The sequence below is a fragment of the Streptomyces sp. NPDC048111 genome (assembly GCF_043202815.1).
In the GTDB taxonomy this organism is placed as follows: Bacteria; Actinomycetota; Actinomycetes; order Streptomycetales; family Streptomycetaceae; genus Streptomyces.
Genome location: NZ_JBIDBD010000033.1, coordinates 20103 through 43216 on the forward strand (window position 1 = coordinate 20103; position 23114 = coordinate 43216).

Annotated in this window: 20 protein-coding genes; 10 read left to right on the forward strand and 10 right to left on the reverse strand. The window is 73.8% G+C overall.

All coding sequences use genetic code 11. The features are described 5' to 3' along the window. Window positions 1-20: 20 nt before the first annotated feature. The 3 genes from ACGF3I_RS30980 to ACGF3I_RS30990 form a co-directional block, all read right to left on the reverse strand. Window positions 21-824, reverse strand: a complete 804-nt coding sequence (locus ACGF3I_RS30980; RefSeq protein ID WP_393137906.1) for a hypothetical protein — start codon at window positions 822-824, stop codon at window positions 21-23. A 388-nt stretch (window positions 825-1212) separates the two neighbouring features. Next, window positions 1213-2433 (reverse strand): acetyl-CoA C-acetyltransferase, encoded by a 1221-nt coding sequence (locus tag ACGF3I_RS30985; RefSeq protein ID WP_393137848.1) that lies wholly within the window; start codon window positions 2431-2433, stop codon window positions 1213-1215. Between the two features lie 151 nt (window positions 2434-2584). Next, the gene (locus ACGF3I_RS30990; RefSeq protein WP_393137850.1) at window positions 2585-3580 is read right to left on the reverse strand and encodes an SGNH/GDSL hydrolase family protein; all 996 of its coding nucleotides are present in this window, start codon (window positions 3578-3580) and stop codon (window positions 2585-2587) included. 165 nt (window positions 3581-3745) lie between these two features. On the opposite strand from ACGF3I_RS30990, the gene ACGF3I_RS30995 reads away from it, so the two are divergent. Next, window positions 3746-5143 (forward strand): cystathionine beta-synthase, encoded by a 1398-nt coding sequence (locus ACGF3I_RS30995; protein ID WP_393137852.1) that lies wholly within the window; start codon window positions 3746-3748, stop codon window positions 5141-5143. A gap of 433 nt (window positions 5144-5576) precedes the next feature. On the opposite strand, the gene ACGF3I_RS31000 is transcribed toward ACGF3I_RS30995, so the two are convergent. Then, entirely contained in the window at window positions 5577-6017 is a 441-nt protein-coding gene (locus ACGF3I_RS31000) for a hypothetical protein (protein WP_393137854.1), read from the reverse strand. A 209-nt stretch (window positions 6018-6226) separates the two neighbouring features. On the opposite strand from ACGF3I_RS31000, the gene ACGF3I_RS31005 reads away from it, so the two are divergent. Both ACGF3I_RS31005 and ACGF3I_RS31010 read left to right on the forward strand, forming a co-directional pair. After that, window positions 6227-7726, forward strand: a complete 1500-nt coding sequence (locus ACGF3I_RS31005) for an aromatic amino acid ammonia-lyase (protein ID WP_393137856.1) — start codon at window positions 6227-6229, stop codon at window positions 7724-7726. Window positions 7727-7737: 11 nt separating this feature from the next. Beyond that, entirely contained in the window at window positions 7738-8577 is an 840-nt protein-coding gene (locus ACGF3I_RS31010; RefSeq protein ID WP_393137858.1) for a MurR/RpiR family transcriptional regulator, read from the forward strand. Between the two features lie 152 nt (window positions 8578-8729). On the opposite strand, the gene ACGF3I_RS31015 is transcribed toward ACGF3I_RS31010, so the two are convergent. The 5 genes from ACGF3I_RS31015 to ACGF3I_RS31035 all read right to left on the reverse strand — a co-directional run bounded on the left by ACGF3I_RS31015 (window position 8730) and on the right by ACGF3I_RS31035 (window position 12404). Then, entirely contained in the window at window positions 8730-9104 is a 375-nt protein-coding gene (locus ACGF3I_RS31015; RefSeq protein WP_393137859.1) for a hypothetical protein, read from the reverse strand. A gap of 56 nt (window positions 9105-9160) precedes the next feature. After that, window positions 9161-9562 carry a roadblock/LC7 domain-containing protein gene (locus tag ACGF3I_RS31020; RefSeq protein ID WP_393137861.1) on the reverse strand — a complete coding sequence of 134 codons (402 nt, stop codon included), beginning with the start codon at window positions 9560-9562 and terminating at the stop codon, window positions 9161-9163. 38 nt (window positions 9563-9600) lie between these two features. Further along, window positions 9601-10407, reverse strand: coding sequence for a transcriptional regulator (locus ACGF3I_RS31025; protein WP_393137863.1), 807 nt, complete (start codon window positions 10405-10407; stop codon window positions 9601-9603). Next, a complete protein-coding gene (locus ACGF3I_RS31030; protein WP_393137864.1) occupies window positions 10407-10811 on the reverse strand; it encodes a hypothetical protein in 405 nt (134 codons plus the stop codon). The genes ACGF3I_RS31025 and ACGF3I_RS31030 overlap by 1 nt, the downstream gene beginning before the upstream one ends. Window positions 10812-11033: 222 nt before the next feature. After that, window positions 11034-12404, reverse strand: a complete 1371-nt coding sequence (locus ACGF3I_RS31035; protein WP_393137866.1) for a diaminopimelate decarboxylase — start codon at window positions 12402-12404, stop codon at window positions 11034-11036. 114 nt (window positions 12405-12518) lie between these two features. Between ACGF3I_RS31035 and hutU the strand changes: the two genes are divergently transcribed. The 4 genes from hutU to hutI all read left to right on the forward strand — a co-directional run bounded on the left by hutU (window position 12519) and on the right by hutI (window position 18811). Further along, a complete protein-coding gene (hutU, locus tag ACGF3I_RS31040; RefSeq protein ID WP_393137868.1) occupies window positions 12519-14183 on the forward strand; it encodes a urocanate hydratase in 1665 nt (554 codons plus the stop codon). 473 nt (window positions 14184-14656) lie between these two features. Then, window positions 14657-15847: an allantoate amidohydrolase gene (locus tag ACGF3I_RS31045; protein WP_393137908.1), complete on the forward strand. Its 1191-nt coding sequence runs from the start codon at window positions 14657-14659 to the stop codon at window positions 15845-15847. Then, window positions 15838-17172, forward strand: coding sequence for a formimidoylglutamate deiminase (locus ACGF3I_RS31050; protein WP_393137870.1), 1335 nt, complete (start codon window positions 15838-15840; stop codon window positions 17170-17172). The genes ACGF3I_RS31045 and ACGF3I_RS31050 overlap by 10 nt, the downstream gene beginning before the upstream one ends. Before the next feature lie 469 nt (window positions 17173-17641). Further along, window positions 17642-18811, forward strand: coding sequence for an imidazolonepropionase (gene hutI / locus ACGF3I_RS31055; RefSeq protein WP_393137873.1), 1170 nt, complete (start codon window positions 17642-17644; stop codon window positions 18809-18811). A 92-nt stretch (window positions 18812-18903) separates the two neighbouring features. Here hutI and ACGF3I_RS31060 read toward each other — a convergent pair whose 3' ends face one another. Continuing rightward, entirely contained in the window at window positions 18904-19215 is a 312-nt protein-coding gene (locus ACGF3I_RS31060; RefSeq protein WP_393137876.1) for a hypothetical protein, read from the reverse strand. A gap of 230 nt (window positions 19216-19445) precedes the next feature. Here ACGF3I_RS31060 and ACGF3I_RS31065 point away from each other — a divergent pair, with 230 nt between their 5' ends. The 3 genes from ACGF3I_RS31065 (at window position 19446) to ACGF3I_RS31075 (ending at window position 22978) form a co-directional block, all read left to right on the forward strand. After that, entirely contained in the window at window positions 19446-20522 is a 1077-nt protein-coding gene (locus ACGF3I_RS31065) for a GNAT family N-acetyltransferase (protein ID WP_393137910.1), read from the forward strand. Between the two features lie 342 nt (window positions 20523-20864). Next, the gene (locus ACGF3I_RS31070) at window positions 20865-22136 is read left to right on the forward strand and encodes a glycosyltransferase (RefSeq protein WP_393137912.1); all 1272 of its coding nucleotides are present in this window, start codon (window positions 20865-20867) and stop codon (window positions 22134-22136) included. 65 nt (window positions 22137-22201) lie between these two features. After that, a complete protein-coding gene (locus ACGF3I_RS31075) occupies window positions 22202-22978 on the forward strand; it encodes a polysaccharide deacetylase family protein (RefSeq protein WP_393137914.1) in 777 nt (258 codons plus the stop codon). Window positions 22979-23114 lie beyond the last annotated feature (136 nt).

Here is a 23114-nt window from a genome sequence, read left to right on the forward strand (position 1 = left end):
GGGGGGCCGGGCCGGGTTCCTCAGAGGGAGGCGATGACCCGGTCCGCGAGGATGTAGACGCTCTCCTCGCCGCAGGCGAAGGTCAGCGCGTACGCACCGGACACTCCCGAGCCGCCCAGCAGCACCGGCGCCTCGCCGTCGCGCAGCGCGTCCGAGAGGCGCTCGGCGGTCTCGCGGTGGCCCGGGGTCATGCAGAGCGTGGTGCCGTCGGCGAAGACGTACACGTCGAGCGTGCCGAGCGGTCCCGGGCGCACGTCGGCGAGCGCGGTGCGGGACTCGGCGAGCTCCTCCAGGCGCGAGACGGTGGCCTCGTGGTCGGCCACGACCGGGGTCTGGACCGGCACGAAGTCCGGGTGCGAGGGGTGGCGGCGGCGGGCCGCGGCGAGTTCGGGGGAGTCCTCGGGGAACTCCTCCGCGCTCTCCAGGGCCTCGGCCATCTCCAGCGCGTCGGCCTCCAGGCCCGCGAAGTCCGCCTGGCGGGGCAGGAAGAACCCGGCGTCCTCGCCGAGGCCGGCGAGCCCGCCCAGCATCGGGGAGGGCGCGTCCGCGGCGTCCCTGGCCTCCTGGGCGGCCCAGAAGGCGCGCGCCTCGGCCAGCTCGCGCTCACGCTCCTCGGCCAGGGCCTCGGCGACGGCGGCCCGTATCTCGGCGGCCGGCGTCCCGGCGGAGCGGGCCTGCTGGGGCAGGCTCACGCCGGGGTCGGTGCGGTGTTCGGCACGGGCGGCTGCCAGGTCTTCGCGCAGAGCCACGACCTGCTTGCGCAGCCCGTGGGCGGCGTGCAGGGCAGCGGCGCCCACGGCCGTGGCAGCGGCCGTGGTCAGCAGCAGGGCAAGAGGCATGGCGCTCACTGACGTACTCCCGGATTCAAACGATTCCCCGACTTCCTACATCAGCTTGTCGTGAGCCCGCTCCTGCTGTCAGTGCATTACGTCACGAAATGGACAGGTCTTTGTGCCTGGGTTTGAGGGCTCCATCCACTCTGACCTGCAAAGATGCGGTTTTCGAGGGAGATACGTCACATCATGGGGGAGATTCGGTCACGGTTAGGACGCGGAACGATTGCCTGTGAGCGCCCTGTGGGACGGGGGGCCCTGGTCAGGGGGCCCGTCGTCGCGCTCCGTCGTCAACCGGTGCCTCAAAACGCGTCAACGCTGCGTCGACCAGAGGTCAACGCAGCGCTGTCGCCGTCCTGTTGGCGCGGTGCGCCGGTTTTCAGCTGAGGCGCTCGATGACCATCGCCATGCCCTGACCGCCGCCCACGCACATGGTCTCCAGACCGAACTGCTTGTCGTGGAAGCGCAGGCTGTTGATCAGGGTGCCGGTGATGCGGGCGCCGGTCATGCCGAAGGGGTGGCCGACCGCGATGGCGCCGCCGTTCACGTTCAGCTTGTCCAGCGGGATGCCCAGGTCCTGGTAGGACGGGATCACCTGGGCGGCGAAGGCCTCGTTGATCTCGAACAGGTCGATGTCGTCGACCGTGAGCCCGGCGCGCTTCAGGGCCTGGCGGGACGCCTCGACCGGGCCGAGGCCCATGATCTCGGGCGACAGGCCGGTGACGCCGGTCGAGACGATGCGGGCCAGCGGGGTCAGGCCGAGCTCGCGCGCCTTGGTGTCGCTCATGATCACCAGGGCGGCGGCGCCGTCGTTGAGCGGGCAGCAGTTGCCGGCCGTGACGAGCCCGTCGGGACGGAAGACCGGCTTGAGGCCCGCCACGCCCTCGACGGTGACGCCCGCGCGGGGGCCGTCGTCCTTGCTGACCACGGTGCCGTCCGGGGTCGTGACCGGGGTGATCTCGCGCTCCCAGAAGCCGTTCTTGATGGCTTCCTCGGCGAGGTTCTGCGAGCGGACGCCGAACTCGTCCATCTCCTGGCGCGAGATGCCCTTGAGGCGGGCCAGGTTCTCGGCGGTCTGCCCCATCGCGATGTACGCGTCCGGAATCAGGCCGTCCTCGCGCGGGTCGTGCCAGTTCGCGCCCTCGGACTGGGCGACGGCGGCGGTGCGCGCCTCGGCGTCGGCGAAGAGCGGGTTGTGGGTGTCCGGCAGGCCGTCGCTGCTGCCCTTGACCGAGCGGGAGACCATCTCGACGCCGGCCGAGATGAACACGTCGCCCTCGCCCGCCTTGATGGCGTGCAGGGCCATGCGGGAGGTCTGGAGCGACGAGGAGCAGTACCGGGTGATGGTGCAGCCCGGCAGGTGGTCCATGCCCATCTGCACGGCCACGATGCGGCCGAGGTTGTGGCCCTGCTCGCCACCGGGAAGACCGCAGCCGAGCATCAGGTCGTCGATGTCGCGCGGGTCGAGCTCGGGGACCTGGGCGAGCGCGGCCTGGATGATCGTGGCCGTGAGGTCGTCGGGGCGGAGGTCCTTGAGCGACCCCTTGAAGGCGCGGCCGATGGGGGAGCGGGCGGTCGAGACGATCACGGCTTCGGGCATCACGGCTCCATGGGGTGGGACGGCAGGACTCCCTGGGAAGTTACCCGTACGTAGTGGATTGGTCATCCGGGGTGGCGTGTGATGCCGGACTCTTTTCTAAGCGCCCGCTCAGGCGGACCGGGCCGGGCCCGCGCCCGGCCCGCCCGAGCCGTCAGCGCCCGGTGTGCGAGCCGTTGGGGGCCGGCTCCTCCACCGCCGCCGGCAGGCGCCTGCGGCGGCGGTACTTCAGCAGCGCCCAGGGCGCACGGGCCGCGGTGACCTCGGTGCCGGCCTGGGCCGCCGCGGCCGAGGCCGCCTTGGCGACCGGCAGGATGTCCTCGTTGCGCGAGGCGTCGGGGTGGTCGGACTCGGGCCACAGACCGAGCGCGGCGCACAGCGTGGGCAGCACCGCCATCGCCGCGGTCGCGTACCCCTCGGCGGAGGGGTGGTAGTTGTCCGGACCGAACAGCTCACGCGGATTCGCCTCGAACTCCGGGCCGAGCAGATGGCCCAGCGAGACCGTGCGCCCGCCCTGCTCCACCACCACGATCGTCTGGGCCGCGGCCAGCTGGCGCGAGACCCGCCGGGCCAGCCAGCGCAGCGGCTGGTAGACCGGCTCGATGGTGCCCAGGTCCGGGCAGGTGCCCACCACCACCTCGGCCCCGGCGGTGCGCAGTCGGCGCACGGCCGCGGACAGATGGCGCACCGAGGCGGTGGGCGCCATCCGGGTGGTGACGTCGTTCGCGCCGATCATGATCACGCACACGTCGGGGAGCCGGGCCGGGTCGGCCAGCAGCAGCGACACCTGGCGCTCCAGATCGTCCGAGCGGGCCCCCGGCAGGGCCACGTTCCGCAGCGTCACCATGCGCTCGGCGACCGCCGCGAGCCCCGAGGCGAGCAGGGCAGCGGGCGTCTGGCCCGCCCTGCGCACCCCCTGCCCGGCCGCCGTGGAATCACCCAGCATGCCGAGCCTCAGGGGCGGTGTGCCGTCCGCGTACGCGGTGCCGTACAGCCCGTCGGCGTTCGGCACCTGCGGGGAGCCGCCCGCGCCGGCCACCGAGCGTCTCGCGAGGGCGAGCTCGGCCAGGACGACGCCGACCGCCGCCCCCGCGATCAGCCCGATGCCGCCGCCGCCGAACGCCGCGCCCGTCGCGATCCGCCGTGCCACCCTCGCCCTCGATCCGGTCCCCGCCACCGCCACCTCCATGGAGCTTGCAGTCGTACAACAGCTAACTGCCCGGTAGCGGGTGCCGCTCAATCCAGTGCAAAGGTGAACACCCCGTCGTGGTCCGCATACGCTGGCGGGTACCTAATCGGAGACCCGGAGACAACGGTGCGATTCCACGACTCGATGATCAGCCTCGTAGGCAACACCCCGCTGGTGAGGCTCAACAGTGTGACCCAGGGCATTCAGGCGACAGTCCTGGCCAAGGTCGAGTACTTCAACCCGGGCGGCTCGGTGAAGGACCGGATCGCCGTCCGCATGATCGAGGCGGCCGAGCAGTCCGGCGCGCTCAAGCCCGGTGGCACCATCGTCGAGCCGACCAGCGGCAACACGGGTGTGGGCCTGGCCATCGTGGCCCAGCAGAAGGGCTACAAGTGCATCTTCGTCTGCCCTGACAAGGTCTCCACGGACAAGATCAACGTGCTGCGCGCGTACGGTGCCGAGGTCGTGGTCTGCCCGACCGCCGTGGACCCGGAGCACCCGGACTCGTACTACAACGTCTCCGACCGCCTGGTGCGCGAGACGCCCGGCGCCTGGAAGCCGGACCAGTACAGCAACCCGAACAACCCCCGTTCGCACTACGAGACCACCGGTCCCGAGCTGTGGGAGCAGACCGAGGGGAAGATCACCCACTTCGTCGCGGGCGTCGGCACCGGCGGCACCATCAGCGGCACCGGGCGCTACCTCAAGGAGGCCAGTGACGGGAAGGTGCGGATCGTCGGCGCGGACCCGGAGGGCTCCGTCTACAGCGGCGGCTCCGGCCGGCCGTACCTGGTCGAGGGCGTCGGCGAGGACTTCTGGCCGACCGCCTACGACCAGACGGTGACCGACGAGATCGTCGCCGTGTCCGACAAGGACTCCTTCCAGATGACCCGCCGCCTGGCCAAGGAGGAGGGTCTCCTGGTGGGCGGCTCGTGCGGCATGGCCGTGGTGGCCGCGCTCGAGGTCGCCGAGGGCCTCGGCCCGGACGACGTCGTCGTGGTGCTGCTTCCGGACTCCGGCCGCGGCTACCTCTCGAAGATCTTCAACGACGAGTGGATGGCGGACTACGGCTTCCTGGAGGAGGCCGGCCCCTCGGCGCGCGTCTCGGACGTGCTCGGCTTCAAGGAGGCCGGCCACCTGCCGTCCCTGGTGCACATGCACCCCGAGGAGACGGTCGGCCAGGCCATCGAGGTGCTGCGCGAGTACGGCGTCTCGCAGATGCCCATCGTGAAGCCGGGCGCCGGGCACCCCGACGTGATGGCCGCCGAGGTCATCGGCTCGGTCGTGGAGCGCGAGCTGCTCGACGCGCTGTTCGCCCAGCGCGCCCTGCTCGACGACCCGCTGGAGAAGCACATGAGCGCCCCGCTGCCGCAGGTCGGCTCGGGCGAGCCGGTCGGCGACCTGATGTCGGTGCTCGGCAAGGCGGACGCGGCGATCGTGCTCGTCGAGGGCAAGCCGACCGGCGTGGTCAGCCGCCAGGACCTGCTGGCCTTCCTGGCCCGCACCCCGCAGCAGCTGGCGTAACGACCGCGCCCCGGTGCCCGCCGGGCCCAACTCCCGTGCGGGAGGCGGGAGTCGGCGGGCCACCGGAGCCGTCGCCCAACCGGAACGCGCGCGACACGCGCGCGCAGCACTGCCTTAACACGCCTCGTGCACAGTGGTGGTCGTCGGCGGAAGGACCCCGGGCAGGGGGATCCGTCCGGCGGGCCAGTGGCGTCGAGGAACCTCCGGAGCGGCTCCCGGACTTCCCGCCGGCGCCCAGGGCGCGGCGGGGTGTGTCCCGGTCCCGCGCCCCGCTCGGGGGCCGCCGTCGTCCCGACCCCGGGCGACCGGGGGTTCGGCGGCCCCCGCGGTCAGCTCCGCCGCTCTCCGTTCATCCGCTCTCCCGCGGCCCGGCCCGCCCTGTGCGCAACGGCATGGGGCGCCGGGGCCTCGTGTGCCCGGGGGCGCCCGCCCGTCAGTCGTCGTCGTGTGAGCGGTGGCGCAGGCGCGGCCAGCGGTGCGCGGCGTGCACGGCGTTGACGGCGACGATGCCGAACCAGGTCACCAGCAGGCCCTTGAAGCCCGCGTTGACCCCGCCGATCGCGGACAGCGGCACCGCGAGGATCAGCGAGACCATGGCGAAGCCGAAGCGCTCGCCGAAGTTGCTCTCCGAGCCGCTCGGCGCCGGGCGTCCGCCGCGGGTCACCACCATCTGCTGTTCCGCCAGCTGCCGCCGCACCCGCCGGTCCACCGAGGTGTCGACCCGCTGCTCGACCTTCTCCAGGAAGGAGTCGACGAGGGCGGACTCGTACTCGGGGCCGAGCTCCCTGCGGGCGTGCAGAGTGGCGTCGAGTTCCTTCTTGAGCTCGGCGTCCTTGGTGAGGCTGGGCCTGGGCTCGGTGTCACGGGCGTCCATGGTTTTCAACGTACGCAGCGCCGTCCGGATCCACACGGGGGCTAACCCCCGTATCCGCTCCGCGCGGCCATCGGCTCCCGGGGGGACGAGGAGGCGTGCGGGCTTGCCCGGCTGTATATCGTCATGCAGAGTTCTCGGTGTCTGAATAACTTGTCGACGGCCCGCACCCGGGCCGTTGCCGCCACGTCCTGAAATGGTGGTGTTCGCGCATGCTGTCCTCCCACGTCGTGGACGCCTCGCGGGGTTCGGCGGACCGGGCCGTCGTGCTCGACGGCGCGCACCTGCCGGTCGCCGACGTCGTCAGGATCGCCGACGGCGCGGCGCGCCCCGTGCCGGACGCCCCGGCCCTGCGGCGCGTCGAGCGCGCCTGGCACACCGCGCGCGAACTCGCCGCGTCCGGGCGGGTGTACGGGCGCTCGACCGGGGTCGGGGCCAACCGCACCGAGGCCGTGCCCACCGAGGCGGCCGCCGGACACGGCCTGCGGCTGCTGCGCAGCCACGCGGGCGCGATCGGCGCCCCGCTGCCCGCCCGCGAGGTCCGCGCGATGCTCGCGGTCCGGGCCAATCAGCTGCTCGCCGGCGGCGCCGGGCTGCGGCCCACCGTCGTGAGCGCCTTGTGCGAGGCCCTGGAGGCCGGGGCGCACCCGGTGGTCAACGAGTTCGGCTCGGTCGGCACCGGCGACATCGCCGCCCTCGCCCAGGTCGGCCTGGCGCTGGCCGGTGAGCACCCCTGGCAGGGCGGCCCCGAGCCCGCCGCCCAGCCCCTCGACAACAACGACGCGCTCGCCCTGATCAGCTCCAACGCCCTCACCCTCGGCCAGGCCGTGCTCGCCCTCGACGAACTGCGCCGCCTGGTCGCGGCCACCGAACTCGTGGGCGCCCTCTCGCTGCTGGCCGTGGACGGCTCCTACGAGGCGTACGCGGAGCCCGTGCACGCGGCCCGGCCGCACCCCGGCTCCTACGCCACCGCGGCCCGGATGCGCGCGCTGCTCGGCGCCCCCGAGCGGCCCACCCCGCCGCTCGGGCGCATCCAGGACCCGTACGGATTCCGCTGTCTGCCGCAGATCCACGGGCCCGCGCACGACGCGGCCGCGGCCCTGGAGGGGGTGCTCGCCGTCGAGATCAACGCCGCCGCCGAGAACCCCCTGATCTCGCCCGACGACCTCGCCGCCTACCACCACGGCGGCTTCTACCTGGCCCAACTCGCTTTGGCGCTCGACCACTTCAGGCTCGCGGTGACCCAGGTGGCCCGGCTCTCCACCTCGCGCCTCTCCGCCCTCAACGAGCCCGCCTACACCCGGCTCAAGCCGTTCCTCGCCGACGGCGAACCGGCTTCGTCGGGCGTGATGATCCTGGAGTACGCGGCCGGGGCCGCGCTCGGTGATCTGCGGGCCTTCGCCGCCCCTGCCTCGCTCGGCCACGCTGTACTCTCTCGGGGCGTCGAGGAGCAGGCCAGCTTCGCCTCGCTCGCGGCCCGCCAGAGCCTGCGGGCCGGCGGGCCGCTGCGCCTGGTGGTGGGGTGTGAACTCGTCGCCGCGGTACGGGCGTTGCGCCAGCGCGGGCTCACCCCCGACCCGGAGCTTCCGGTCGGCCGGGCGTTCGCGCTCGCCTGCTCGGTGCTCGACGAGGACGCCGGTGACCGGCCGCTGACCGCGGACGTCGACCGGGCGGCCGCACTGCTCGACCGGTTCCAGGATCTGTACGCATGAAGGGGGACGGCATGACCGAGGGCCCTGCCGCACGGCTGCAGCAGCTCTTCGAGGGGCGCAGACTGACGCCGACCCAGCGGCGCATCGCCCACTGCATGGTGCGCCGCACCGCCGACGTGCCGTTCCTCTCCAGCGTGGAGCTCGCCGAGCTGGCCGGCGTCAGCCAGCCCTCGGTGACCCGGTTCGCGGTCGCCCTCGGCTTCGACGGCTATCCGGCGCTGCGCCGCCATCTGCGCGAGGTGGCCCCCGCCCCGGCCGACGACAGCGCCGAGACCTCGTACAACGAGTACCAGCAGGCGGTGCGGGCCGAGATCGAGAACCTCCAGCACCTGGCGGGCCTGCTCGCCGATCCCGGCCCGGTCGAGGACGCGGGCCGGCTGCTCGCCGCCTCCCGGCCGCTGCCCGTGCTCGGTCTGCGCGCCGCCTCCTCTCAGGCGCGCGGCTTCGCCTACTTCGCGGCCAAGGTCCACCCCGATGTGCGCCTGCTCGACGAGGGCGGCACCATGCTGGCCGACCGGATCGACGCGGCGCTCCGGGCGGGCGCCTCCGCGCTGCTCTGCTTCGCGCTGCCGCGCCATCCCCGTGAGGTCGTGGAGGCGCTGGCGTACGCGCAGTCGGCCGGGCTCACCGTGGTCACGGTCGCCGACTCGGCGTTCGCGCCGGTCGCCAAGTACAGCGACCTGCTCATCCCGGCGGCCGTCGGCACCGGGCTCGCCTTCGACACCGCGTGCGCGCCGATGCTGCTCGGCCGCGTCCTGCTGGAAGCCATGTGCGACGACCTGCCGGACGCGCAGGCCCGCCTGGAGGAGTTCGACGCGAAGGCCGCGGCGCGGGGCCTGTTCGTGGACTAGCCCGGTACGGGACCGCGCGGGGCCGTACCGGGCTCACGGGTGGCCGGGGCCGGCGGCGCCGCGCCCGGTGGGGGGCGGCGCCGCTGAACTGCCCTGGGGCGGGCCGGAGTTGGACGGCCCGGCCGGGACCGGCTCCGGGGATGCCGGTGTGTTCAGATCTCCAGTCCGTCCTCGATCTTCTTCAGCTGGTGGCGGGCCATCGCGAGGTTGGCCCGCTTCTTGTCCAGCGCCAGGTACAGGAACAGCCCGTTGTTGCCCCGGCCCTTGAGGAGCCGGATCAGGTGGTACTGGCCGCCGAGCGTGATCAGGATGTCCTCGATCTCGTCCTTGAGGCCGAGCATCTCCATCGTCCGCACCTTGGCGCGCACCACATCGGTGTTGCCCGCCGCGGCCACCGCCAGGTCGAGGTCCTTGCCCCCGCCGAGGGTGCCGAGGGCCATGCCGCTGCTGTAGTCGACGAGGGCGGCGCCCAGGCTGCCCTCGATCGAGGTCATCGCTTCCTTGAGCGTGGTTTCGGTGTTGCTCATCGGGGTCGTACTCCCTTTCCTTCGGGGGCTGTTCCGGCTCGGTGTGCCGGTGCCGTTCATGGGGTCTCCTGCCGGTCGAGGGCGCCGTCGATCAGCTCGCCGACGCGCGTGCTGGAGCGGCGCGCTTCGAGGTGCAGCCGGCCGACGTTGACGCGGGGTTCCGCGAGGAGGGTGAGCACGGCGGTGGAGCCCGCCGCGTAGGTGGCGACATAACCCCGGTCGCCGCGCACGAGCAGCTCGCGGAAGCCGCCCTGGCCGGTGGTCTCGGTCAGCCGCTGGGCCACGCCCAGGGCCGCGGCGGTGAGCGCGGCGACACCCTCCACCGCGTCGGCCGCACCGTCCTGGGCGAGCACGAAGCCGTCCGAGCTCGCCGCGAGCGCGCCGGTCAGTTGAGGCAGCCGTGCCCTCAACCGCCGTAGTTCTTCCAGGACTTCAGCGACTTCCGCCTCCGCCGCCATGAGCTGTCTCCTCTCGGCGCGCTGCCGCAGGGCGCGGATCACAGCGTGGCCTCCAGTGCGTCGCGCAGCCGCCGGAGCAGCGCGACATCGGGGGCGGTGGTGGTCTCCGCCGCCATCCGGGCGGCCCACGACGCGCCGAGGTCCGGCGTCGGCGCGGGAGTTCGGGGGGTCTCGACGGCACCGGCCGCCGCCAGCCTGCGCACGTCGATCAGGGTGTGGAAGGCGGGGCGGCCCAGCTCGCGCGCGATGTCCTGCGGGGTGCGCCGGCCGTCGACCCGGGCGAGCACCGCCCGCTGGCGCGGGGTGAGCGGCGCGTCCGGGGAGGGCCTGCCGCGCATGAGGGGGGCGGCGTCCAGGTCGGGCGTCGGCCAGATCCGGTCGAGCAGTTCGCGCCGGCGGGCCACCTCGCGCTCCACGGCCGCCGCCGGGACGGGCCGCACCGTCCCCATCCAGTGCGCCACGCCGTAGCGGAAGCGGGTGGGCCCGCTGGTGGGGGCCAGCGCGAAGAACGCCGCGTCGTGCAGGGCGCCGAGGTGGCAGAGCTCCAGTTCGCCGTCGCCCACCTGGCCGCTCTCCACCAGGAAGCGGGCGACCCGGCCGAGCGGGCCCGCCCGGTCGACGGCCTCGGCCCAGCCCTCGGGCCGCAGTCGGCCGGCGGTGGTGAGCAGCACGTCGATGCCGGGCGCCGCGGGGCTCTCGGCGTGCACCACCTGGCCGTCGCGGAGGTAGAGCGTGCCCCGGTCGCGCAGCAGGGCTCCGGTGGCCCGTTCGGCCACCAGGCGTATGAGCATGGGGGAGACGGCGGTGCGCGCCCCCTGGACGGGTCTCTCCAGCGCGGTGCTCATCACAGCACCAGCCGCTCGGCCAGATCGCGCAGCCGCAGCCGGGCCAGCGCGAGGTTGCCCTCCTCGCGGTCCAGCCACAGGTGCAGGAAGACGCTGCTGTCGAAGGCCGTGTCGACGAAGCAGAGCACGTGGTAGGCGGTCCGGGTGGTGATGATCAGGTCCTCGACGGGCGGCTCCGCGACCGGCCGGTCCTCGGCGCCGGTGCCGGCCGGCACGCCGAAGCCCGGGTGCTCGGCGGCCGTGCGGGCCAGTTCCGCGGTCTCGGCCGCGGTGGCCTCGTGGTCGCCGCCGGGCGACTGGCCGATGGCTCCGAGGGCCAGCCCGCTCGTCCAGTCGGCCACACCCGCCCCGAGCGCTCCGGGCAGCAGCATCGCCTCAAGCAGGCACTCGTCGATTCCGGGCACGCGGAACCCCCTCCCGGCGCGGCGCATGGATGTCCTGGGGCCGCCGGGTCGAGTGGCACGGCAGCGACGGAGACGTTACGCACCGTCGCATCCGCTGGTGGGAGTTCTGGCATTTTCCAGCGGCGCATGCCCGGCTTGGCTAGGGTGCCGCCCTTCGGGCAGATCCGAACTCCCGGTGCGGGCCCACGAGTTCGACGTATCCGGCCGAGTGTCGACGGTGGCTCACACCAGGGCGTCGGCGTGCTCGCCGCCGGCCTCCGCGACCAGGTCCTCGACGGACTGCGGGCTGCGCACGGTCGCGAACCGGACACCCTCCGCGGTGGCTGTGAAGCCGTGAATCCCGGGCCTGGCAAGGGAGTTGTAGGAATAGTGGTGGGCGAAATAGTACGCGCCGGTGTCCAGAACCGCCGTGTAGTCGCCCTGTTCGAGCAGCGGCAGGGGGCGGTTCTCGGCGAGCAGATCGCCCGCGAAGCAGGCCGGGCCCGCGATGTCCTGCGCGACGGCCGGCCCCTGCTTGGGGCGGCCCTTGGGGTCGTACGCCTCGATCCGCAGCGGCCAGGACGCGGGTGCGTACACGGTACGGGCCGCGATCTGCACCCCGGCGTGGGTGACCGCGATGGGCCGGCCGCCCGAGCTCTTCGCGTACTCGACCCGGGCGAGGACGGTGCCGTGCTTGGCCAGCAGCGAGCGGCCGAATTCCGTCACCAGGCCGTAGCGCCCGTCGAACAGACCCGGCACCTCCTCCTTCAGGAGACGGGCGTAGGCGGCGTACGTCGGCGTCTCCTCGTCGGAGCCGAAATTGACCGGGAGGCCGCCGCCGATGTCGATGGTGTCGACCTGCCGCCGGCCCACCGTCGCGTTGATCTCCTCGGCCAGCTCGTAGGCGACCCGGACGCCCTGGGCCATCAGGGCGAGCGCCACGCCCTGCGATCCGGAGTGGGTGTGCAGCCGGGTCAGCCAGGGTCGCTCGGCGTACGAACGCACGACCCACTCGCGGGCGCCGTCGTCGAGCAGGGCCACCCCGAACTTGGAGGTGGCGGTGGCCGTGGACAGCGCGTCGATGGAGCCGGCGCCCAGCTGGGGGTTGATGCGCAGGCCCACCGGTGAGGCGAGGGCGACGCCGTCGGGCCCGTCGGCCTCCCGGGCGGCGATCAGCCCGTCCAGGCGGGCCAGCTCCTGCGGGTTGTCCGCGTTGACGGCGATGCCGAGGGCGAGCGCCTCGCTCAGCTCGGCCGTGGTCTTGGCCGGTGAGTCGAGCACCGTGTGGACGGCGTCGATCCCGGCGGCCCTGGCCAGCGCCAGCTCGCCGGGGCTCGCGACCTCGGCGCCCAGGCCCTCGGCGCCCAGCAGCCGCAGCACCGGCACCAGCGGACAGGCCTTCACGGCGAAGGCGTGCAGCACCGGCCCGTCGGTGACGGCCGCGAACGCCTCCCGCAGGGCGGCGGCGCCCGCGCGGATGCCGGTGATGTCGAGCAGGGCGACGATGGGGGCGTCGGGCCCGGCCAGGCCCTGCTCCACCGCGGCCCGCACGGCCTGTGCGCGGCGCAGGGCCGCCGTCGTCCCGGCCGTGGGGGACGTTGCCTGGGAGGTCATGCGATCAAGCCAATCACCGGGCGGCCCCGAGCGCAGTGCCACGGATGTATTGACTAGTTCTATTCAGTGACCCAGGATGTGAATATCCGGATCAGGTCACGAGGAGGCATCGCCATGTCAGGACCCCGCCCCGTACGGGCACCGCGCGGTACGGAACTGAGCGCCCTGGGATGGCAGCAGGAAGCCGCCCTGCGCATGCTCCAGAACAACCTCGACCCCGAGGTCGCCGAGCACCCCGACAAGCTCGTGGTCTACGGCGGCACCGGCAAGGCCGCCCGCGACTGGCGCTCCTTCGACGCGATGGTGCGGACGCTGCGCACCCTCAAGCAGGACGAGACGATGCTGGTCCAGTCGGGCCGCCCGGTCGGCGTCATGCAGACCCACGAGTGGGCCCCGCGCGTCCTGATCGCCAACTCCAACCTGGTGGGCGACTGGGCGAACTGGGAGGAGTTCCGCCGTCTGGAGCAGCTGGGTCTGACCATGTACGGCCAGATGACCGCCGGGTCCTGGATCTACATCGGCACCCAGGGCATCCTCCAGGGCACCTACGAGACGTTCGCCGCCGTCGCCGCGAAGAAGTTCGGCGGGACGCTGGCCGGCACGATCACGCTCACCGCCGGCCTCGGCGGCATGGGCGGCGCCCAGCCGCTCGCGGTCACCATGAACGACGGCGTGGCGATCTGTATCGACGTCGACCCGCGCGCCATCGAGCGCCGCATCGAGCACCGCTACCTCGATGTGAAGGCCGACTCGCTGGAGCACGCGCTCCAGCTGGCCGTCGAGGCCCGTGACGCCCGCCGCCCCCTGTCGATCGGACTGCTCGGCAACGCGGCGGAGCTCCTGCCGCGGATGCTCGCCGAAGGCGCCCCGATCGACATCGTGACCGACCAGACCTCGGCCCACGACCCGCTGTCCTACCTCCCGGTCGGCGTCGACTTCGACGACATGGCGGCGTACGCGGCGAAGGACCCGGCGGGCTTCACCAGCCGTGCCCGTGAGTCCATGGCCCGGCACGTCGAGGCGATGGTCGGCTTCCTGGACGCCGGCGCCGAGGTCTTCGACTACGGCAACTCCATCCGCGGCGAGGCCCAACTGGCGGGCTACGAGCGGGCGTTCGCCTTCCCCGGCTTCGTCCCGGCCTACATCCGGCCGCTGTTCTGCGAGGGCAGGGGCCCCTTCCGCTGGGCGGCCCTGTCGGGCGAGGCGTCCGACATCCACAAGACCGACAAGGCGATCCTCGACCTGTTCCCGGAGAACGAGTCGCTGCACCGCTGGATCAAGATGGCCGGCGAGCGCGTCCACTTCCAGGGCCTGCCCGCGCGCATCTGCTGGCTCGGCCAGGGCGAGCGCGACAAGGCCGGCGACATGTTCAACGACATGGTCGGCAACGGCACCCTCGCCGCGCCGCTCGCGATCGGCCGCGACCACCTCGACTGCGGCTCGGTGGCCTCGCCGTACCGCGAGACCGAGGCGATGCTCGACGGCTCCGACGCCATCGCCGACTGGCCGCTCCTGAACGCCATGGTCAACGTGGCCTCCGGCGCGTCCTGGGTGTCGATCCACCACGGCGGCGGGGTCGGCATGGGCCGCTCCATCCACGCGGGGCAGGTGTCGGTGGCGGACGGTACGAAGCTGGCGGGCGAGAAGATCCGGCGCGTCCTGACGAACGACCCCGGGATGGGGGTCATCCGGCATGTCGACGCCGGGTACGACATCGCGGAGCGGGTGGCGGACGAGAAGGGCGTACGCGTCCCCATGCGAGAGGGCACCCCCGAATGACCCCGCACCCCGACCCCCTCACCGGGGCTCCGCCCCGGACCCCGGAACCCCCCACCGGGGCTCCGCCCCGGACCCCGTTCGCGCCTGAACGGCGCTCGTCCTCAATCGCCGGACGGGCTGAGGTGGGCCCTGCCGAACCCGCCCCCGAGTCCGGCTCTGCTGGGGTCGGCCCTGCCGAGGCCGGCGCTGCCAAGGCCGACCCTGCCAGGGGCGCGGGGAACTGCGCGGGCGACCCGGTACGGTCCGCGGGCGAAAGCGGGGTTGGTGGGGTGGCCTCCGCCGAGCGCGCTGCTGAGGTCGGTCCTGCTGGGGGCGCGGGGAACTGCGCGAGCGACCCGGCACGGTCCGCGGGCGAAAGCGGGGTTGGTGGGGTGGCCTCCGCCGAGCGCGCTGCTGAGGTCGGCCCTGCTGAGCACCCCAAGGGCGACCCCGGCATCGAGCCCCCGCGCAGTGGAGGGTCCTCCTTCCTGGAGATGTGGCGCGACCTGCGGCCCCTGGGCCGCGACACCACCACCCACGGCTACCGCCGCTACGCCTGGACCCCCGCCGACACCGACTGCCGCGCCTGGTTCAAGACCCAGGCCGAGTCCCGCGGGCTCACCTACGAGATCGACCGCAACGGCAACCAGTGGGCCTGGGCCGGTGACCCGGAGGCCGGCGACGCCGTCGTCACCGGTTCGCACCTGGACTCCGTCCCGGACGGCGGCGCCTTCGACGGCCCCCTGGGCGTCGTCTCGTCCTTCGCCGCGCTCGACGAACTCCGGCGCCGCGGAGCCGAGTTGACCCGTCCTCTCGCCATCACCAACTTTGGTGACGAGGAGGGCGCACGGTTCGGCCTCGCCTGCGTGGGCTCCCGGCTGACCGCGGGACAGCTGACCGTCGAGGCCGCGCACCGCCTGCGCGACCAGGACGGGATCAGCCTCCCCCGGGCCATGGAGCGCGCCGGGTACGACCCGGACGCCATCGGCCCCGACCCCGAACGCCTCGCCCGCATCGGCGCGTTCGTGGAGCTGCACGTCGAACAGGGCCGGGCCCTCGACCTCAGCGGGGACGCCGTCGGCATCGCCTCGGCCATCTGGCCGCACGGCCGCTGGCGATTCGACTTCGCCGGGGAGGCCAACCACGCGGGCACCACCCGTCTGGTCGACCGCCGCGATCCGATGCTGACGTACGCCGAGACGGTCCTCGCCGCCCGCCGCGAGGCCCAACTCGCGGGCGCCGTCGCCACGTTCGGCAAGATCTCCTGCGAGCCCAACGGCGTCAACGCCATCCCGTCGATGGTGCGCGGCTGGCTGGACTCGCGCGCCGCCGACCAGTCCACCCTGGACACGGTCGTCGCCGCGATCGAGCGGGCCGCACGGGAGCGGGCCGAGCGCGACGGCGTGGACCTGAACGTCGTGCGCGAGTCCTTCACGCCCGTCGTGGAGTTCGAGCACGCCCTGCGCGACGAGCTCGCCAAGATCCTTGGCGGGGACACCCCGGTCCTGGGAACCGGCGCGGGACACGACGCCGGAATCCTCTCCGGCTCGATCCCGACCGCCATGCTCTTCGTACGCAACCCCACCGGCGTCTCGCACTCGCCGGCCGAGTCCGCCGGCGAGGACGACTGCGTCGCCGGTGTGCTCGCACTCGCCGATGTACTGGAGGGCCTGGCGTGCAGGTGACGTACTGGCTGGAACACGCCTGGCTCGACCCCGAGGTCGAACCGGACGTGCTCGTGGAGGTCGCCGACGGGCGGATCACCGCCGTCCGCAAGGGCGTCGGCACCCCGCCGCCCGGCGCGGTCGTGCTGCGCGGGTTCACTCTGCCCGGCCTCGCCAACACCCATTCGCACGCCTTCCACCGGGCGCTGCGCTCCACCGTCCAGGTGGGCTCGGGGACGTTCTGGACCTGGCGCGAGGTCATGTACCAGGTCGCCTCCCGGCTCACCCCGGACTCCTACTACGCGCTGGCCCGCGCGGTGTACGCGGAGATGGCGCTGGCCGGGATCACCGCCGTCGGCGAGTTCCACTATCTGCACCACGCGCCCGGCGGCACTCCGTACGACGACCCCAACGCGATGGGCGAGGCGCTGATCGCCGCGGCGGCCGACGCCGGAATCCGCATCACGCTGCTCGACACCGCCTACCTCTCCTCCGGGTTCGGGGCCGCGCCCGACCGCCACCAGCTGCGCTTCTCCGACGGCGCCGCCGACACCTGGGCCCAGCGCTGCTCTGCGCTCAAGGAGCAGGGGCACGCGCGGATCGGCGCGGCCGTCCACTCCGTACGGGCCGTCCCCGCGCGGGAGTTGGGCACCGTCGCCCAGTGGGCCCAGGAGCGGCGGGCCCCGCTCCACGTCCACCTCTCCGAGCAGATCGCGGAGAACGAGGGCTGCCTCAAGGCGTACGGCATGACGCCCACCCAGCTGCTCTCCGAGCACGGGGTGCTCGGGGCGCGGACCACCGGCGTCCACAACACCCACCTCACCGACGGGGACATCGCGCTCCTCGGCTCCAGTGGTACGGGCACCTGCATGTGCCCCACCACCGAACGCGACCTCGCCGACGGGATCGGGCCCGCGCTCGCCCTCCAGCGGGCCGGGTCCCCGCTCTCGCTCGGCAGTGACAGCCACGCCGTGATCGACATCCTTGAAGAGGCGCGGGCCATGGAGCTCGACGAGCGCCTGCGCAGCCGGACGCGCGGGCACTGGACGGCGGCGGCGCTGCTGCGGGCGGCCACCGTCGACGGGCATGCGGCGCTGGGTTGGGGGGAGGCGGGGCGGATCGAGGTGGGGGCGCTTGCCGATCTCGCCACGATCTCGCTGAGTTCCGTACGTACGGTGGGGGCTGTGGGGCGGCTTGCGGGGGAGGTTGCTGTGTTTGCGGCGTCGGGGGCGGATGTCACGGACGTCGTGGTGGGGGGTCGGCCCATTGTGCGGGCCGGCGCCCACGCCCTCCTCCCCGACGTCCCGTCGGCCCTGGCCAAGGCCATCACCCACCTGACCCGTTGACCCGGGGGGTTTGCCCACCCGTGCAGGGGGTTGGAAGGTTCGGCCCCTGGGGCTCCGCCCCAGCCCCTGGGGGGTTCGCCCACCCACCCGCCCGTGCAGCGGGCTGGAAGGGTTCGGCCCCTGGGGCTCCGCCCCAGACCCCGAGGGGTTTGCCCACCCACCCGCCCGTGCAGCGGGTTGTACGGGCTGGGCCCCTGGGGCTGCGCCCCAGACCCCCTGAGGGGCTCCGCCCCTCGAACCCCAGCGGGGGCTCCGCCCCCCTGCACCCCTGCTCAGGGGCTGCGCCCCCGAACCCCCCTTCGCGCCTGAAGGGCGCTCGTCCTCAAACGCCGGACGGGCTGAGGATGCACATGCTGGCCGGCACCGGTGCAGCTAGGGGCGCGGGGAACTGCGTGATCAGGTACATACGAGCCGCACCCACCCCCCGGAGGGTCTCGGGAAGGGGTGGGGTGGGGATAGAAAGGACACCATGCGCACCACCCTCGTACGGAACATCACCACCCTCCTCACCAACGACCCCCAACACGATTCCGGCCCCCTCGGCCTCATCCAGGACGCCGCCCTCCTCATCGAGGGCGACACCATCGTCTGGACGGGCCGCACGGCCGACGCCCCGCCCGCCGACGACGCCGTCGACGCGCAGGGCCGCGCCGTCATCCCCGGCTTCGTCGACTCCCACTCCCACCTCGTCTTCGCGGGCGACAGGACCCAGGAGTTCAACGCCCGTATGAGCGGCCAGGCGTACGCCGCCGGCGGCATCCGCACCACCGTCGCCGCCACCCGCGCCGCGAGCGACGAGGAGCTGGGGGCGAACGTCGCCCGCTACCTCGCCGAGGCGCTGCGGCAGGGCACCACGACGCTGGAGACCAAGTCCGGGTACGGCCTCACGGTCGAGGACGAGGCCCGCGCGCTGCGCATCGCGGCCCAGTACACCGACGAGGTCACCTACCTCGGCGCCCACATCGTGGCCCCCGAGTACGCCGACGACCCGGCCGGCTACGTCGATCTGGTCACCGGCGCGATGCTGGACGCCTGCGCCCCGTACGCCCGGTGGGTGGACGTGTTCTGCGAGAAGGGCGCCTTCGACGGGGACCAGGCGCGGGCGATCCTCACCGCCGGCCAGGCCAAGGGGCTGCTCGCGCGCGTCCACGCCAACCAGCTGACGTACGGGCCGGGTGTGCGGCTCGCCGTGGAGCTGGGGGCCGCCTCCGCCGACCACTGCACCCACCTCACCGACGCGGACGTCGACGCCCTCGCGAGCGGCGACACGGTGGCGACCCTGCTGCCCGGCGCCGAGTTCTCCACGCGCGCCCCATGGCCGGACGCCAGGCGGCTGTTGGACGCCGGGGCGACCGTGGCGCTGTCCACCGACTGCAACCCGGGTTCCTCGTTCACGTCCTCGATGCCGTTCTGCATCGCACTCGCCGTGCGCGACATGGGGATGACCCCCGACGAGGCGATCTGGGCGGCGACCGCGGGCGGCGCCGCGGCCCTGCGGCGCACCGACATCGGCCGTCTGGCCCCGGGCTCCCGCGCCGACCTGGCGTTCCTGGACGCGCCCTCGTACGTCCACCTCGCCTACCGTCCCGGTGTCCCGCTGGTCAGCGAGGTCTGGCGGGCGGGCCGCAAGGTGGTCTGAGCCGGTCCCCATGGGCCCGGCCCGGAGGTCCGGCCCCGGAGGTCCGTCCCTGGGGGCGCGGCGACGTCCGCCGGGCCCCGGCGGACGCGGGATCAGGAACCGGCGAGCCGGTCGATCTCCGCGGTCTCGCCCTGCGCGAGCAGCCCGAAGAGCCGCAGCACCTCCTCGCGGGTCACCCCGGCGAGCTGGCGCGGGGGCGCGTCCGGGTCGTCCAGGTTCTCCCACAGGAGCCAGAGCAGTTCGCCGCTGGGGAAGGCGCTGAGCGACCAGCCGTTCTCGTGGGTCAGGGAGACATCGGGGTGCTCGTCGTCGGCGTCGGCGAGGCCGTCGAGGATCGTGCGCATCGTCGCCTCGTCGGGCGCCTCGACCGAGGTGCCCGACAGGTCGGTCATGAAGTAGCTCATACCGTGCATTAGCTCATGACCCGAACCCGGTGCGCGCGACCGGGGCGCCCGCGCGCAGTGACGGCGGCGTACCGGGTTTCCCCGCACGGCCACAAAGCACCGGAGGCTCCCTACCGTCGGGTGAAATCCGCCGGTACCGTCCAGGTTCAGCGTGGCTCGGGGGAGGACCGGGGGGTCGAGAGGTGAGCAGTCAGCGCGCGCGGGGCGCCGTCGAGCGTGACCGGGGGCGGATACGGGTGGTGCGGCCGGGTGATCTGAGCGCCGGGGATCTTGAGGTCTGGCGCGAGCTGCGGGCCAAGTCTCAGGCGCCGGAGAATCCTTTCATGGAGCCGGAGTTCACCCTGGCCGTCGGGCGGGTCAGGGCATCGGCGCGGGTGGCCGTGGTCCGTGACGGCGATGAGCCCGTGGCCTTCTTCCCTTATGAGAAGGGCGCGTTGGGGCAGGGCCGGGCCATCGGATTCGGTGTCTCGGACTGTCAGGGCGTCATAGCCGCTCCCCAACTGGCGTTGAAGCAGGGCGAGTTGTTGCGGGCCTGCGGTGTGTCGTCCTGGGCGTTCGACAACCTGGAGGAGGGGCAGTCGCTCTTCGCGCCGGACGCGGCGGCCCGCTACGCCTCCTTCGTCATCGACGTGGGCGCCGGATACGCGGCGTACGAGTCGGTCCTGCGGCAGCAGTCGCCGAAGTTCTTCCGGACCACCACCGCCAAGGAGCGCAGGCTCGGGCGGCAGGCCGGGGAGGTCAGGTTCGTCTTCGACGAGCGGGATCCCGCGGCGCTGGTCCGGCTCATGGAGTGGAAGTCCGCGCAGTACCGCCGCACCGGGCGGCGTGACCGCTTCGCCCAGGAGTGGATCCAGACGCTGGTGCGGCAGCTGGCCCACACCCGCGCACCCGGCTGCTCGGGGGTGCTCTCGGTGCTGTACGCGGGCGGCCGGCCGGTCGCCGCGCACTTCGGGCTGCGCTCGCGCACGGTGCTGGCCTGCTGGTTCCCGGCGTACGACCCGGAGTTCGCCAAGTACTCGCCGGGCCTGGTGCTCCATCTGCGGATGGCCGAGGCCGCGGCGGCCGAGGGCATCGGGATGCTCGACCTCGGCCGGGGGGCCGCCGAGTACAAGGACGCGCTGAAGACGGGGGAGATACCGGTGTACGAGGGGGCGTCCACCCGGCCGGGCACGGGCGCGGTGCTGCACTGGATCGGCCGGGAGCCCGCGCGCCGGGCGCACGGCTTCGTACGCGAGCGGCCACGTCTCGCCGAGTTCGCGCAGCGCGGCCTCAAGCGGGCCGCCCGGCTGCGCGGCACCGGACAGTAGCCCCACGGGGCGCGGCCACCGAGGCCACGAGGAACGACCCGGAGCACGGGGGGAACAGTGATGTCGGACAGATCGTCACCCGCGGCGCGGCGGCCGGAGGGCGGAGGTTCCGCCCGTCGGCCGGAGGGCGGGAGTTCCGCGGGCCCGCGCGACAGCGGGCTGAGCAGGCAGGGCGGAGAGGGCGGGCAGGGCGGGCAGAGTGGTGCGCGGGAGGCGGGGCCGGGCGGCGGTCCGCGGGAGGCGGGGCCGGGCATCGGGTTGGGCATCGGGCCGGGCGTCGGGCCCGGTGTCGGTCTCGGTGCGGGTCTCGGCGCGGGTCTCGATGCGAATATCGGTGCGGGTATCGGTGTGGGGGTGCTCGATCTCGACTCGCCCGACGGCAGCGTCCTGTCCCTGACTCCGGCCCCCGGCGGCCCCCCGATCGGCCCCGGTGAGGTGTACGTCCTGGTCAGGCTGCGGGGGCGGCCGGTCGGGACGGTGCTCGCGCGGGTCGGTGCGGGCGAGGACGCGGCCGAGGTCCTCGCGGCGGCGGCCCGCGCGCGGCTCGCCGGGGCCGCGCCGGCCGTGCCGACCGCGCCCGGAGCGCCGACGGCGCCCGTCGCCGCGCCCCCGCGGGCCTCGGTGATCGTCGGTACCCGGGAGCGACCCGCTCAACTCGCCCGCGCGCTCGACTCGTTGCTCGCCCAGGACCATCCCGATCACGAGATCGTGGTCGTCGACAACAACCCGGCGACCGAGCGGACCCGTCTCCTCGTGGAGCGCCACTACGCCCCGCGCGGCGTGCGCTACGCCGTCGAGCCGGTGCCGGGTCTGGCCGCCGCGCACAACCGGGGCGTCGCCGTGGCGGGGGCCGAGGTTCTCGCGTTCACCGACGACGACGTGATCGCCGACCGGAGCTGGCTGTCCTCGCTGACCGCGCCCTTCGCGGCCGACCCCCGGCTCGGCTGCGTCACGGGCCTGATCCTGCCCGCCCGTCTCACCACGTCCGCCCAGATCCTGCTGGAGAGCCACGGCGGGTTCAGCAAGGGCTTCGCGCCGCGCCGCTTCGACCCGCGCAGGCCTCCCGCCGACGAGCCGCTGTTCCCGTTCACCGCCGGCCGGTTCGGCTCCGGCGCCAACATGGCGTTCCGGGCCGGCGCCCTGCGCGCGATCGGCGGCTTCGACCCGGCGACCGGCACCGGCACCGCGGCCCGGGGCGGCGACGACCTGTACGCCTTCGCGCGGATCGTCGTCGCGGGCCACCGCCTCGGCTACACCCCCGACGCCCTGGTCTGGCACCACCACCGCGAGACCTGGCAGGACCTGGAGCACCAGGCGTACGGATACGGCGCCGGGCTCACCGCGTACCTCACCGCGCTCGTCGCCCGCCGCCCGGCACTGCTGCCCGCGATGCTCGCCCGGGTGCCGCGCGGCCTCGTCCACGCCCTGGCCATCAGCGCCCACCGCGGCGCCGGGGAGGAGGCGGTGCCGGGCGAGCACGGCGCGCGCGGATACGCGTGGCCGCGCTCGCTGTCCCGGCTGGAGCGCCGGGGCATGCTGTACGGGCCGCTCGGCTATCTGCGGGCCAGGCGCCGGGTGCGCGGTCTGCGCCCGCCGTGGGAGGGGGAGCGGTGAGCGGTAAGGAGGGGGAATCGGTGAGCGGCGCGGGGGCGGTGAGCGGCGCGGGTTCCCGCATCCCGGTGCTCCTCTACCACGCGGTGATGGCGGACCCGCCCAACTGGATCGCCGAATTCACCGTCACACCACGGCAGTTGGAGGACCACCTCGACGTGATCCGCGACAGCGGGCGCACGCCCGTCACCATCGGCGCGCTCGCCGCCCACCTCGCCGGGCGGGCCCCGCTGCCGCCCCGGCCCGTCGTGCTGACCTTCGACGACGGCTTCGCCGACCTGCCGGGCCGCACCGCCGAGGCGCTCGCCGCGCGGGGCATGCCCGCGACCGCCTACCTCACCACCGGCGCGATCACCCCCGGCCGCCGCAGCCTGCTGCCGCCCGCGCCGATGATGACGCTCGACCAGGCCGCGTCCCTGGAGGCGTACGGCCTGGAGGTCGGCGCGCACACCGTCTCGCACGCCCAGCTCGACACCCTGGGACGGACGGCTCTGCGGCACGAACTCACCGCGTCCAAAGCCGTGTTGGAGGACGCGCTGGGCCACTGCGTCGACCACCTCGCCTATCCGCACGGCTACAACAGCCCCGCCGTGCGCAGGGCCGCCCGGGCGGCCGGGTACGCGACGGCGGTCGCGGTGCGGCACGCGCTCAGCTCCGAGCGCGACGAGGCGTACCGCATCGCCCGGCTCATCGTGCGCCGCGGCCACACCCCGGCCGATGTCGCCGCGTGGATGCGCGGCGAGGGGGCGCGGGCGGCCCCGTACCGCGACTCGCCCCTGACGGTGGGCTGGCGGCTCTACCGCCGGACCAGGGCCGTTGTGAAGGGGCCGGTCTTCGCGGGGTGACCTCGGCCGGGGGCGTTCACGGCGCCGGCCCGCAGGCCCGGCCCGTTCGCGAGGCCACCCCACGGGAGCGGGGAGTGTTCCTATACTGCGCTGAAGGGGACAGCCAGGGACCAGCGGCGTTGACGGCCGCGACCAC